The following is a 12,000-nucleotide window of genomic DNA, read 5'->3' as shown; positions in this document are numbered from 1 at the left end:
GCAAAAAAACCGGTGCATTCGACTGCACCGGTTTCCTTGAAAAAATCGAAGAATCGGAGTGGTTCGACGCACCGCACATCCGGTTCGTCGCGTTCTGTCCCGCAAAGTTCAACGCGAGGCGGCCCGGCCTGATGACGCCCGTCTAATGCAGCCACGTCGATGCGTCGCCGGAGACCGACGCCCGCGCGCGCAGCGGCGTGTCGTGCAGGCGCCGCTGGGACAGTCGCTGTGCAATCACTTCGCCGATATAGGGCAGGTCGGTGGTGAGCGTGGCGTCGGCGTAAGCGTCGGGCGTGCCTGCGCCGTAGACCTCGATCGCCGACACGTACTTGCCCAGCTCATGCTCCAGAAAGCGCCGGACCTCGGACGCGGCGCACCGCCGCGGCAGGTTCCAGATCAATAGATGCATGGTGCTCACCGCTCGCGATACGCATCAGAACGCCGCTCGACGCGCGCCGGCTGCAGCCGCTCGCGGCGATTCATCAAGGTATGGACGAGGCTCGCGCCAGCAAGCAGGACAGAGAAGTACAGGACGATCATCGCGGCTCCACGAAGCTAATTTCAAGACAAATACATGTTAGTCACCCGGACGTGTGTTGCCCTGCGACATTTTGACTTTTTGTGTCGTCGTGATCCGCAAACCCCGTCCGGCGGAGATCGGCCGCTACGAGTTGGATCGCACCGCAAGCCTCCGCGTGGCCGTCACCGCTATTTTCAGGATATGGACGGCTGCGTTCAGCGCGCTTTGGCGAGGTCGCCGGCACCGACCCAGTAGCTCATCCTGTCGCTCGGCGGGCGCACGAGAACGGCGCTCGGATCGTCGACGCCGTCGTCGTGGACCGTGCACACGCGCAGTCCGTCATGCAGCATCCTGACCTGCCCGCTGTCGGCGAACAGCGCAAGATGTTGCGCCGTGACCGGATGCAACTGCCGGTAGACGTCGAAGCTGATCGCGCCGGGCGTATCGCCGACGATCGTCATCGCCTGCCCTTTTCCGCAATCGGCCGACGGTTTGCCGTGCTTGCCCGCGGGCTGCGCCGCCGCGCCCTGGCTCGCGACGGCGAGCGCCGCCACGCCGAGCGCGGCCAGCGTGAACCGGGCAGCCGCGATGCGCCTGCGTGCGTGATCGAGAATTGCCTGCATGAAATTTCTCCGGAGTTCGGTGGTTTCGTTCATGAGCCCGTACACGTCAGGCTCGACAGATTCGGGTAGCGATTTGCCCAGTCTCCTGCGATGGCCGCTTGCGCCACGGCGAGCGTGATGTCGCCGGTGCAGACGCAGCGCTTCAGGAACACCGCGAGCCGCTCCTTGCGGCGCTGGCCGCTGCGGCCTTCCCAAGGCCGCAGATCGAGATTCGCCGGCGCGCTCGCGAGGCCGCCGAGCAGCACGGGAATCCGGTGATCGAGCGCGTATTCGGACGCGAAGGCCTCGTCGATGCCGCGCTGTTTCAGCAGACGCTGCTTCTGGCGCATCTGGACGTCGAACGATGGCGACACCCGGTCGGCATAGCCCGGCACGCAAATCGTTTCGACGATGGTCGCCTGCGTGACGTGCGGATCGAGCCACTCGGCGCGCTGCGCGAAGGACGGCGCGGCGGCGAACGCCGCCGCGGCAAGCGCGACCAGGATGGGTCTTCGGTTCATGCGTCGGATGCCTCCTGCGCGACGCGCAGCGGGCGCCGGGGTCTGATTTCAAGACAAGGGAAAGGTCCATTAAAACACACGCTGCTTCGGAAACGGCTCGACGGACGGCGATGGCGTGTGGTTCGAGAGCGCGTTCTCGAGCGCCGCACCTTCGTCGACGAACGCGCGAAAGGCGGCAACGACCCGCGTGTCGGGCGGCGTGGCAGTGTGGTCGTCGTTGTGCGTCGCGCTGCCTGGGTCTGGGTTGAATGCGGCGCGACAGGCAAGCTGCAGCGCCGCGCACGCGGCGACGAACGGCGCCGCCCCGATAACGACGGCCGCGCCCTTCATGCGATGCGCCGTGTCGTGAAGGTACGCGTAGTCGCGCGCGGTCATGGCGGCGCGGGCCTTGTCGAAGTCCTCCGCGTTCGCGGTTCTCAGCGCGTCGATCAGTCCATCGGCCTGCGCGCCGAAAGCGTCGACGAGCGCGCGGTCGAAGGTGGCGTCGGAGACGGCCGGGGACGGCGCAGCCTGCGCCGGGCGATCCTCACTGGATCGTCCGGACCGCAGAGGCGCGTCCGCCCGTGACTCCGGATGCAGCTTCGTACCGAAGTCGAAAAGCGGGCGCCGCTGCGATCTGGCGCGCGCGACGGCCTTGCCGGAAAAAGTCGGCGGCCGATGTGCCGGCCGGCCGTCGTGTTTGGAAGACGGCAGCGGCTGGGACGCTGGCTGCGCATTCCCTACAGGCACCCGCTCCGCTTCGCTGGGATGCGCCGGCTGCGGATCGATCAGGGAGGCGGACTGCGCATGCGCTCGCAGCGACGCCGGCGCCCCGGCCAGCACCGCAGCGAGCACCCGTCGCAAGTCGTCGATTGCCACCGGCTTCACGAGACACACGTTCATCCCCGCCTCGACGGCTCGCGCTGCGGCTTCGGGTTGCGCATCCGCAGTCATGCCGACGATCGGCACCGGCCCGCGGGCCGAACCCGCCGGGCCCGCCGGGACCGTCGCGCTCGCCTCGCGTGCCCGCACCCGCCGCGCGACCTCCTCGCCGCGCATCACCGGCATCGAGCAGTCGACCATCATCAAATCGAACGCCGCCGGGTCCGACACCCAGCGTGCCAGTCCCTCGGCGCCGTCGGACGCCGTGTCCGCCGTGCAGCCGAGTTCCACGAGCTGGCCGCTCACCACGATGCGGTTCGCCAGGTGGTCGTCGATCACGAGCGCATGCAACCCCGCGAGCGCCGCGAGTTCGGACGCCGCCTTCGTGCGTTCGTCCGCCTCGATTGCCGCCGGGCCGGCCACCGGCTGCGCCGCGGGCAGCGCGAGCCGCACCGTGAACCGGCTGCCGCAGCCCGGCTCGCTTTCCACGGCCACGGAACCGCCCATCATCGTCGTGAGGCGGCGGCATATCGACAGCCCGAGGCCCGTCCCGCCAAAATGCCCGCTGCGGTTGTCGTGCACCTGCACGAACGGCGCGAAGAGCGCCGACTGCTGCTCGCGCGTCATGCCGATCCCGGTATCCGAAATATCGAACACCACTTCCCTCACTCCGTTCGCCATTTCACCGACGCGATACGCCAGCGTCACGCCGCCCTTCGACGTGAACTTGATCGCGTTCGAAAGCAGGTTGCCTACCACCTGCCGCAACCGCAGCGCATCGGCGGTGACCCAGGCCGGGCCTGCGCTGCCGCGCTTTTCCACCGTCAGCCGGATATCCTTGCCGCGCGCGGCCTGCCCGTAGATCGCGGCCACGCTCTCCACCCACGCATCCAGTTCGAGCGGCGCGGGCGCGAGGTCGAGCCGCTCCGCTTCGATCTTCGCGACGTCGAGAATGTCGTCGATCAGGCTGAGCAGCTCGCGCGCGGCCTGCTGCGCCGTCGCGAGCGAGCGCTCCGTCGATGCGCGGTCCCCCGGACCGCGCAGTTCCAGTTCCAGCAAGCCGAGGACGGCGCTCATCGGCGTGCGGATTTCGTGGCTCATGGTTGCGAGGAAGGTGGATTTGGCGCGGTTCGCGGTCTCTGCCTCCTCCTTTGCCGCACGCAGCGCCGCCTCGGCGGCGGCGCGGCGCGTGATCTGCGTGCGCAGCGACATGGCCCACGCGCACAGCAGCACGACGATGCCCGCGCCAATCGCCGCCGTGAACTGCACCAGCGGGCGCCGCCGCTCCCAGAGCGTTTCCGGATGCTCGCCGAGCGACCAGCGGCTGCGGATTGCGTCGAGCTGCGCACCATGCAGACGGCCGAGCGCGCGGTCGAGGATGCCGGCGAGCACCGGCTCGCGCTCCACAACCGAAAACCTGTATTGCTCCGGCTCGCTGGAGAAGACACCCGTTATCTCCAGTTTGTCCCGATATGGGTTCGACGCCGCGTAGTTCGCGAATCCCATCTCGGAGACGGCGGCGTCAGCCCGGCCGCTGGCGAGCGCGTCGAATATGGCGTGGTGGCCCGTCGTCTCGACAAGCTGCACCGACGGTACCCGCCGCTGCACCTCCGCGCCGACGAGGCTGCTGGCCGGCACCGCTACCCGCACGCCCTTGAGCGCGTCGGGATTGCGGCGCGGAGTGGAACCCGTGCGGGTAACGATCACGAAGAGGCCCTCCCCGAACGGGCGGCTGCTCAGCAATCGGACACCCTCGACGGGCGGCAGCGGCACCGGCGTCAGGAGCGCGGTTCCGTCGCTCAGGTCGCGCTCGATGTCCTCGATGGAAAAGTCCACGCGCGGTACGAAATGCAAGCCGGTGAGACGCTCGATCGCTTCAAGCATGTCGACGGCGAAACCGGCGGGATTTCCGCGCGCGTCCCGGAAGCCGAGCGGCGCCGCACGGTCGAGCATCGCGTACGTCACGACCGGATGCGCGGCGATCCAGGCACGTTCGGCATCGGTCAGGTCGAGCGGGCCGTTGGCATCGACCGCGGCGGTCGTCACGCCCCAGCGCGAGTGCGCTTCAAGCTGGAAGCGCGCAGGCAGCCGGGCGAGCGCGGCGTTCACCTGCTCCACGAGTTCCGTCACGCCCGGCTTGCCGGCGGCGAACGCGAAGATGTAGCCGCCTTCGTCGAATGGGGCGAAGCCGCTGACCCTGAGACCGGTCAGATCGAAGTGGTCCATCGTGTAGGACGCGGCGACGAGATCACCGACGAATGCGTCCGCATCGCCGATCGCCACGGCGAGGAGCGCGCTGCTCACGCTCCGGTAGCTCACCGGATGCAAGTGCGGGTACGCCGACTGCAGCCGCGTGGGCGAGGTCTGCGCCTCGACGTAGGCTACGCGGCCGGTCGGCGCGTGTTTCGTCCGCGCTTCGATGAAAATCTGCTGCGTCGGCAGATAAGGATGGCTGAGTACGACCGGCAGGTCGGTGTCGTTGCCTGTGGCCGCCGTGGCGGCATCGATCTCGCTGTGCGCGAGCGCCTCCATCATCGCGGACCGGTCGGGATAGACGCGCCATTCGAGCGGGCGGCTCAGCCTGAGCGCGACTTCCCTGGCATAGTCGGCCGAGATGCCCTGCACGGCGGGCGCGGCTTCCGAGGCTCCTGCGGCGCCAGAGGGGCCAGAGGGGCCAGGCACCGTCGACGGCGCGGCGAATTCGAGCGGCAGGATCGCGCCGGGAACCGCGCCGACGACGAACGCGTCGCGCTCGCCCGCCAGGGCAGCGCAAGCGCAGGTAGACAGCGACAGCGCGCAGACGATCAGCCGCGCGCTACGCCACAAATTGATCGGTGTAGGTGACACGCTCTAGGCCGCATATTGGCTCCGGCCAGTGTCTCAAAAATGTAGGGGATGAGAAATGCCGGTTTTTGACGCAATCGCGTGAAGAATTGCATCGATCGAAGGCGAAGCGCGTTTGTCAGGCGACGCACGTCGCCCGGGCGTTGGCGCAGATGAACGCACGAAACGCAGCTTCGATGCGCTGCAGCGCGAAGTCAACGCAGTTTTATCTTAAGAACGACCACTCCGAGGGATTGGCGGACGCCCCGCTGCAAAAAAATCCCCCAACCAAGTCGGGGGATTTTCTCGCTTCGCCGCGCCGGAAAATCAAGCCGGCACACTTTCCGCCTTCTGCGCCCTCGCCCAGACGCGATGATTGCCGAGCGCCTCAATGAACGCCTTCATCACCGCCTTCGCATCGCCGCCGACTGACACGCCATCGTTCCCCGTCGGCAGATGGGCGGCCGCAAGCACGTCCTCGCCGTCGCCGATCGCGCCGATCGCCTTCAGGTGCTTGAACGACTCCAGCACGAAGTGCCGCGCGTCGCCCGACTCCGAGAGCGCCTTCGCGCTCTCCTTGCCGCCCGCGACCACGACGCCATCGAACATGATGGAAGGCATCGCGAGGATCGTCGCGTCGACTTCGATGCCGCCGTCGAGCGTTCCCAGCACCGGCGCGATTACCTTCGCGTGCGCACCCTCGGCGGCGAGCGCGTCCTTGACGGCCTTGATGCTCGCCGCATCCGCGCCCTTCGCGGCGAGAATCGCGACCTTGCGCGTCTTGACCGAAGGCGGCGTCTTCGCGACGATCGACAGCGCCGGCGATTCGTTCACCGACGGCTTGCCCAGTTCCTCAGCGCTCGCGCTCTGCTTCGGCACCGGCAAGCCGAGATTCGCGGCGACGCGCGAGGCCAGTTCGCCGTCGATGTTCGCGAGAATGCCGAGTTGCCGTTCGCGGATGGGTTTGCGCTCGACCTTGCTCAGTTCGAACGAATACGCGCCGACGATGTGATCCTTTTCAGGCGGCGTCATGCTGTTCCAGAAGAGCGTCGCCTGCGAGTAGTGGTCGATGAACGACGGACTGCGCACGCGGATCTTCGAGCCCTCGACGCGCTCCGTATAGCTCTCGAACCCGCCGCCCGCCGCGGCTGGCGGCGTTTCCTTCGGCCAACCGCCGTCGATCGAATTCGGCTCGTAGGACGCCTGCCCCTTGTCGATCGTCTGGCGATGCATCGCGTCGCGCTGGCCGTTGTGCATCGGCGCAAGCGGCCGGTTGATCGGAATCTCGTGGAAGTTCGGGCCGCCGAGCCGGCTGATCTGCGTGTCGGTGTAGGAAAAGAGCCGTCCCTGCAGGAGCGGATCGTTCGTGAAATCGAGGCCCGGCACGATATGGCCCGGGCAGAACGCGACCTGCTCGGTTTCCGCGAAGAAGTTGTCCGGATTGCGATTGAGCGTGAGCTTGCCGATCATCTTCAGCGGCACGAGTTCCTCGGGGATGATCTTGGTCGGATCGAGCAGGTCGAACGGGAACTTGTGCTCGTCTTCTTCCTCGACGATCTGCACGCCCAGTTCCCATTCCGGATAGTCGCCCATGTCGATCGCGTCCCACAGGTCGCGGCGATGGAAGTCGCAATCCTTGCCCGCGAGCTTCTGCGCCTCGTCCCACAGGAGCGACGCGGAGCCGATCGTCGGACGCCAGTGAAACTTGACGAAGCGCCCCTTGCCCTCGGCGTTGACGAAACGGAACGTGTGGATGCCGAAGCCTTCCATCGTCCGCAGGCTTTTCGGGATCGCGCGGTCGGACATGGTCCAGAGCACCATGTGCGCCGATTCGGGCACGAGCGAGACGAAGTCCCAGAAGGTGTCGTGCGCCGAACCGCCCTGCGGCATCTCGTTGTGCGGCTCGGGCTTCACGGCGTGGACGAAGTCGGGGAACTTGATCGCGTCCTGTATGAAGAAAACCGGCATGTTGTTGCCGACCAGGTCGAAATTCCCTTCCTCGGTGTAGAACTTGACGGCGAAGCCGCGCACGTCGCGCACGGTGTCGGCGGAACCGCGCGAACCCTGAACCGTCGAGAAGCGCACGTACACCGGCGTTTCCTTCTTCGGGTCCTGCAGGAAGGCGGCCTTGGTGAGCGCGGCCTGCGATTCGTAGACCTTGAACACGCCATGCGCGGCGGACCCGCGCGCGTGCACGATCCGCTCCGGGATGCGCTCGTGGTCGAAATGCGTGATTTTTTCACGCATGATGAAATCTTCGAGCAGCGACGGGCCGCGCGGGCCGGCGCTCAGCGTGTTCTGGTTGTCGGCGACCTTGACGCCCTGGTTGGTGGTCAGGGCCTGATCGGTTGCGTCGGAGCGGAATGTTTCCAGGCTCTCGACCTTCTGGTTCGTATTGCTCTGCGACGGGGTACGAGCGACGGCGCTGGCCGTCTTCTTCTGGGTCGGCATTGGGAGGACTCCGTTTGACAATTGGCCTGGCGCTTTCGATAGCGCCAGGCCTTTCAAGGCGCAAACGGTGTTCCCGGATGAAGCTAGGCGATCTTGGCCGCCGTCGTCCGCTGCAACGCGATGATCCGGCTCATCGCAACATGGTTCGACGTCGCGGCGTCGTACATCGTCGCCAGATCTTTTTTCAACTGCGTGCGCGAACCGCCGTCGAGATAGACCATGTGTCCCGACGGATAGAACGTCGCCGAGAGATTCTGGCGCACGGTTTTGTCGATGAGCGGCATCTGCTGGAGATCGATCACGGTCTGGTAGAACGGCGTGACAAAATCGTACATGCCGTTCGCGGAAAGCACCTTCAGATCGACGTTCAGCGCCATCACCGCCGCCAGGTCGCCCGCCGTGTACAGGATGATGTTGCCCTTCGAATCGATCCCCTTCTGCGCGCCGGTCGGGTCCGTATGCTTGAAATCCCAGTTCAGGAACGCCTGGTCGTTGAGATCGGTGAACGAAGACGTTGAGGTAAATTTCAACTGCTCGTTGAGGTAGCTGTTCCACATCGACGTGTAGACGCCGCTCACCGCCGTCATCGTCGGGTCGTTGCCGCCGGAATTCGGATCGATCTTGCCTGCGATACCGCTCGACACGCCCGTCACGCGCCCGTCGTACGAACCGAGCGACTGCCCCTTCGACTTCAAAAGCGTCGTGAGAAAGAGTGAATTGCCGCGGCTGTCGTAGGCGGCGATGTCGAGGCTCCACGCGAGCAGCGTCGCCTTGTCGATGCCGGTGAAGTCGGCGAGCTTCTGCACGACTTCGTCGTCGGTCTGCGGGAACTTGCGCAGCGCGTTCAGGTAATCCGTGCGCGCGAATTCCGCGACTTCCTCGGCGAACGCCTCCAGATTGGTCGGCGTCGGATGCACGCCGAGCTTCTTGTGATACCAGGCATCGGCGGCGGCGGTCGGCAGCGCGCCCACCGGATTGCCGGCCTGCCGGTAGTCGAGAATCGACGATTGCAGCGTGATGCCGTTCAGGTCGACGCCATCCTCGTGCAGCTTGTAAGCGAGCACGCAGCTGCGCGCCGTGCCGTACGACTCGCCGAACAGGAATTTCGGCGAATTCCAGCGATTGTTCTTCGTCAGATAGCGCTTGATGAACTGTTTGATGGAATCCGCGTCCTGATCGACGCCCCAGAAATCACGGTTCTTGTTCGGCGCGATCGCCGCCGAATAGCCCGTGCCGACCGGATTGATGAAGATCAGGTCGCTTTTGTCGAGCAGGCTGTCCGGGTTGTCCTCCATCTCGTACGGCGCTGGGGGCGTGAAGCTCGGCATTGCGGTCTTGATGCGCCGCGGCGCGAACGAGCCGAGCAGCACAAACACCGACGACGACCCCGGTCCGCCGTTATAGAAGAACGTGAGCGGGCGCTCTTCCTCCTTCTGCGCGTCCTTCGTGAACGCGACGTAGAACATCTTTGCATCCGGCTTCGAGCTGCTCGGATCGACGGTCACGAGATGCCCGACCGTCGCCGTATAGGCGATCTTCGCGCCGCCCACCGTAACCGTGTGATGCGTGACGGCGGCGTTCTCGTCGGCTTCGGTCGCGGCGACCGAATCGTCGGGACCGTTGCCGTACGCGATCGGATCGAAGTACGGCTGGTCGCGCTTCGCGGTCGTCGTCTTCTTCGCTGGCTTCGCAGTCTTTTTCGGCGTCTTCGCGGCAGGCGCCGGCGTCGCGGGTGCCTTCGCGGCCGTTTCCTGCGCCCCGTCGGCGGGGTTCTCTACTGCTGGATCGGAGTTCATCGTCGTCGCTCCTGGTTCGTCGTCGTTGTTATTGCCGTGGTTGAAGTCGTGCTCGTTGCGCTGTCTTTATTGCAGTGCGGTCATTTCAGCGCGGCCGCCACTTTCGCCCCGTCCGGGCTGCCGAGTCCCGTGCAGGCATCCCAGCCGGCCGCCGCCGCGAAACTGCCGTTATTGCCCTCCGTGATGTCGCGACAGGCCGTCTTCGAGCGATACAGCTTCGGATTGACGAAGCCGGCCGGCTTCCCGTTGATCGCGTTGATGCGCGCGAGGAGCGCCGCCCACAGAGGTGCCACGGCGCTGGTGCCGCCGACCACCGTCTCGTTGCCGCCGATCAGCACTTCGTAGCCGGTCTGCGGCGAGGCGTCGCCGCAGACATCGGGCACGCCGCGTTTGGCGAGCGCCGTGTGGCCGCCGCCCGTGCGCGCGACCGTGAGCCCCTTTTGCCAGACCGGCAGTGCGAACGCGCCGCTCACGCCGCCGCCGCCCGCGCCGCCCTGATCGCCGTCGTTCCAGACGACTTCCTGCTGGATGCCGTTGGCCGAAGCGGACAGGCTCGTCCCGCCGCACGCGAGCGTGTACGGGCTCGAAGCCGGGAAATCGACGTGATCGGTGCCGTCGCCGACGCCGTCGCTCGAACCGCTGTCGCCCGATGCGGCGCACACGGTCACACCAAGCGCGGCGGCCGTTTGCAGGACGTCGTTGAACGCGTTGAGCGATTGCGAAGTCCACATCGACTCCGGGCCGCCCCAGCTGATCGAGACGACCGAGGGCTTGTGAGTCGCGTCGTGGATCGCGCGATTCACGGCGTCGACGAACCCGGAGTCGCTGTTCGGCGCGAAGTAGACGGCGATCACGGCGCCCGGCGCGACCGCCCCGGCGATCTCGATGTCAAGCGTCACTTCGCTGTCCGGCCCGTTCGGATTGCCGGTGGGCGCGTTCTTCGCCTCGTCGACGCTGACCGCGACGACCTTCGGCGCCTTTACGCCGAGCTTGGAGAAATACGCGGTGAGATCGCTCGTGCGGTAGCCGCCGCCGAGCTCGATGATTGCGATGCACTGGCCGGCGCCGTCGCCATCGGGGAAGTCGTAGAGGCGCGCGAGGTCGACCGGCGTGAACGACGCGGGCGCGAGACCGCGCGCCGGCCTGAACGGCGGCCGGAAGCGAAAGTGCGGACGCGCCTGCGGACGGCTATCGAGACCGAGTACCGCGGTGACGGCGTCGTGCATCTCGTCGGGCACGTTGACGGGCCCCGTTCGGCCGCGATATTCGCCGATGTTGTGATGCTCGAAGCGTTCGAGTTTCACGTCGAACGCCTTCTGGAACTGCTCGATGGTCCCCTTGAGCACGACGCTGCGCGAGCCCGGATCGGAGCGCGCCACTTTCAGGCTGTACTGCGCGGCGAATTTCTCGACCTTCTCGACGTCTTCCTTCGATGCGCCGAAGCGTTTTTCGAACTCGTCGCGCGCTACGGGCTCGGCCTCGCCCGTATCGATCTTCGCCATCAGCTGTTTGAAGCCGCTTTCGTCCTGACGCCGCAGCATCACGACCACTTCGATTTCTTCCGCCGGATTGCACGCGCCCACGCAGGTCGCGCCTTCGGGATGGTTCTTGTCGCTGCCGCTCACCGGTTGCTTCGCCATAGTATCGATGCTCCTCGCTCGTACTGAAGTTCAAAGGCTGCCCGAGTTGCCATGCCATGCATTCAGGTTGCCCGCGAAGGCAACGCGCTCAGCGACCGCGCGGATGTATCGTCGTATTTTCCGGCGCCGAATGCAATTCTTCGGACTCTTCACGGCGAGGCCGGTTCCTGCTCTTCGGCCGCGGGTTCGTGACGAGGTGTTACGCGTGTTCGAGCCGGCCGAGCAGCGCGGACGTGGCTGGTGGAGGCGGATCACGGTGCGGGTTCTGTCGACCCGAGTTAGCGCTTTAGCGCTTACTCGGGTCCCATGCGCCTTACTCTGGTCCCAAGTAGCCTCACGCACGAATTCGTCGGGCGCCCGCGCGGCACCCTCACGGACGGTCTTCTTCGTACTCCGTGCGCACGCCACGCGGCAGCCACGGCTCGCGGCGACGGCACCAGAGTTCATAGCCCGGCTCGTAGATCCCGGTTTCATCGAAGGCGCCGAGCGGCAAGTCGATTTCCGGCGTAGCCAGGTACTCCATGTACGCCACCGATCCGCAGACGGGACAAAAATGCCGCCGTGCCTCGTCGGAACTGCGCCAGGCCTCGGTCCGGCCGAAAAACTCCACGTCGCCGCGCGCGAAAACCGCATAGACTCCAAACGCCGAGCCGTGAATCCGTCGGCAGGTCATGCAGTGGCACATGCCGACGCGCCGCGGCGCCCCGCCGACGCGAAACCGTACCGCGCCGCAGGCGCAGCCTCCTTCCTTAACCGTAGTCATGCCTCGTCCCCCATGCAGGATCG

At 66.2% G+C, this 12,000-nt stretch carries 9 protein-coding genes; all 9 read right to left on the bottom strand.

The annotated features are described in order from the left end of the window. Positions 1–142: 142 nt before the first annotated feature. Positions 143–409, bottom strand: coding sequence for a hypothetical protein (locus tag AWB81_RS05185; protein ID WP_062632912.1), 267 nt, complete (start codon positions 407–409; stop codon positions 143–145). Positions 410–414: 5 nt separating this feature from the next. Beyond that, entirely contained in the window at positions 415–540 is a 126-nt protein-coding gene (locus AWB81_RS48270; RefSeq protein WP_268811735.1) for a hypothetical protein, read from the bottom strand. A 195-nt stretch (positions 541–735) separates the two neighbouring features. Continuing rightward, a complete protein-coding gene (locus AWB81_RS05180; RefSeq protein WP_062633127.1) occupies positions 736–1,143 on the bottom strand; it encodes a hypothetical protein in 408 nt (135 codons plus the stop codon). A 29-nt stretch (positions 1,144–1,172) separates the two neighbouring features. After that, the gene (locus tag AWB81_RS05175) at positions 1,173–1,643 is read right to left on the bottom strand and encodes a hypothetical protein (protein WP_062632910.1); all 471 of its coding nucleotides are present in this window, start codon (positions 1,641–1,643) and stop codon (positions 1,173–1,175) included. A 69-nt stretch (positions 1,644–1,712) separates the two neighbouring features. Continuing rightward, complete coding sequence (locus tag AWB81_RS05170) at positions 1,713–5,351, bottom strand: ATP-binding protein (RefSeq protein ID WP_087134811.1); 3,639 nt, start codon at positions 5,349–5,351, stop codon at positions 1,713–1,715. Between the two features lie 303 nt (positions 5,352–5,654). Next, a complete protein-coding gene (gene katE, locus AWB81_RS05165; protein WP_062632906.1) occupies positions 5,655–7,778 on the bottom strand; it encodes a catalase HPII in 2,124 nt (707 codons plus the stop codon). Positions 7,779–7,861: 83 nt separating this feature from the next. Next, positions 7,862–9,574, bottom strand: coding sequence for a S10 family peptidase (locus tag AWB81_RS05160; RefSeq protein WP_062632904.1), 1,713 nt, complete (start codon positions 9,572–9,574; stop codon positions 7,862–7,864). 80 nt (positions 9,575–9,654) lie between these two features. Beyond that, a complete protein-coding gene (locus AWB81_RS05155) occupies positions 9,655–11,214 on the bottom strand; it encodes a S53 family peptidase (protein ID WP_062632903.1) in 1,560 nt (519 codons plus the stop codon). A 370-nt stretch (positions 11,215–11,584) separates the two neighbouring features. Further along, positions 11,585–11,977 carry a GFA family protein gene (locus AWB81_RS05150; protein WP_062632901.1) on the bottom strand — a complete coding sequence of 131 codons (393 nt, stop codon included), beginning with the start codon at positions 11,975–11,977 and terminating at the stop codon, positions 11,585–11,587. Positions 11,978–12,000 lie beyond the last annotated feature (23 nt).

Source organism: Caballeronia arationis (genome assembly GCF_001544975.2).
Lineage (GTDB): Bacteria > Pseudomonadota > Gammaproteobacteria > Burkholderiales > Burkholderiaceae > Caballeronia > Caballeronia arationis.
This window is presented reverse-complemented; position numbering and strand designations above follow the sequence as displayed.

Excerpts from the sequence above, each read along its gene's own strand:
- AWB81_RS05160 (WP_062632904.1), bottom strand. The coding sequence starts at position 9,574 with ATGAACTCCGATCCAGCAGTAGAGAACCCCGCCGACGGGGCGCAGGAA.
- AWB81_RS48270 (WP_268811735.1), bottom strand. The coding sequence starts at position 540 with ATGATCGTCCTGTACTTCTCTGTCCTGCTTGCTGGCGCGAGCCTCGTC.
- AWB81_RS05180 (WP_062633127.1), bottom strand. The coding sequence starts at position 1,143 with ATGCAGGCAATTCTCGATCACGCACGCAGGCGCATCGCGGCTGCCCGG.
- AWB81_RS05175 (WP_062632910.1), bottom strand. The coding sequence starts at position 1,643 with ATGAACCGAAGACCCATCCTGGTCGCGCTTGCCGCGGCGGCGTTCGCC.
- AWB81_RS05155 (WP_062632903.1), bottom strand. The coding sequence starts at position 11,214 with ATGGCGAAGCAACCGGTGAGCGGCAGCGACAAGAACCATCCCGAAGGC.
- AWB81_RS05185 (WP_062632912.1), bottom strand. The coding sequence starts at position 409 with ATGCATCTATTGATCTGGAACCTGCCGCGGCGGTGCGCCGCGTCCGAG.
- AWB81_RS05150 (WP_062632901.1), bottom strand. The coding sequence starts at position 11,977 with ATGACTACGGTTAAGGAAGGAGGCTGCGCCTGCGGCGCGGTACGGTTT.
- katE (WP_062632906.1), bottom strand. The coding sequence starts at position 7,778 with ATGCCGACCCAGAAGAAGACGGCCAGCGCCGTCGCTCGTACCCCGTCG.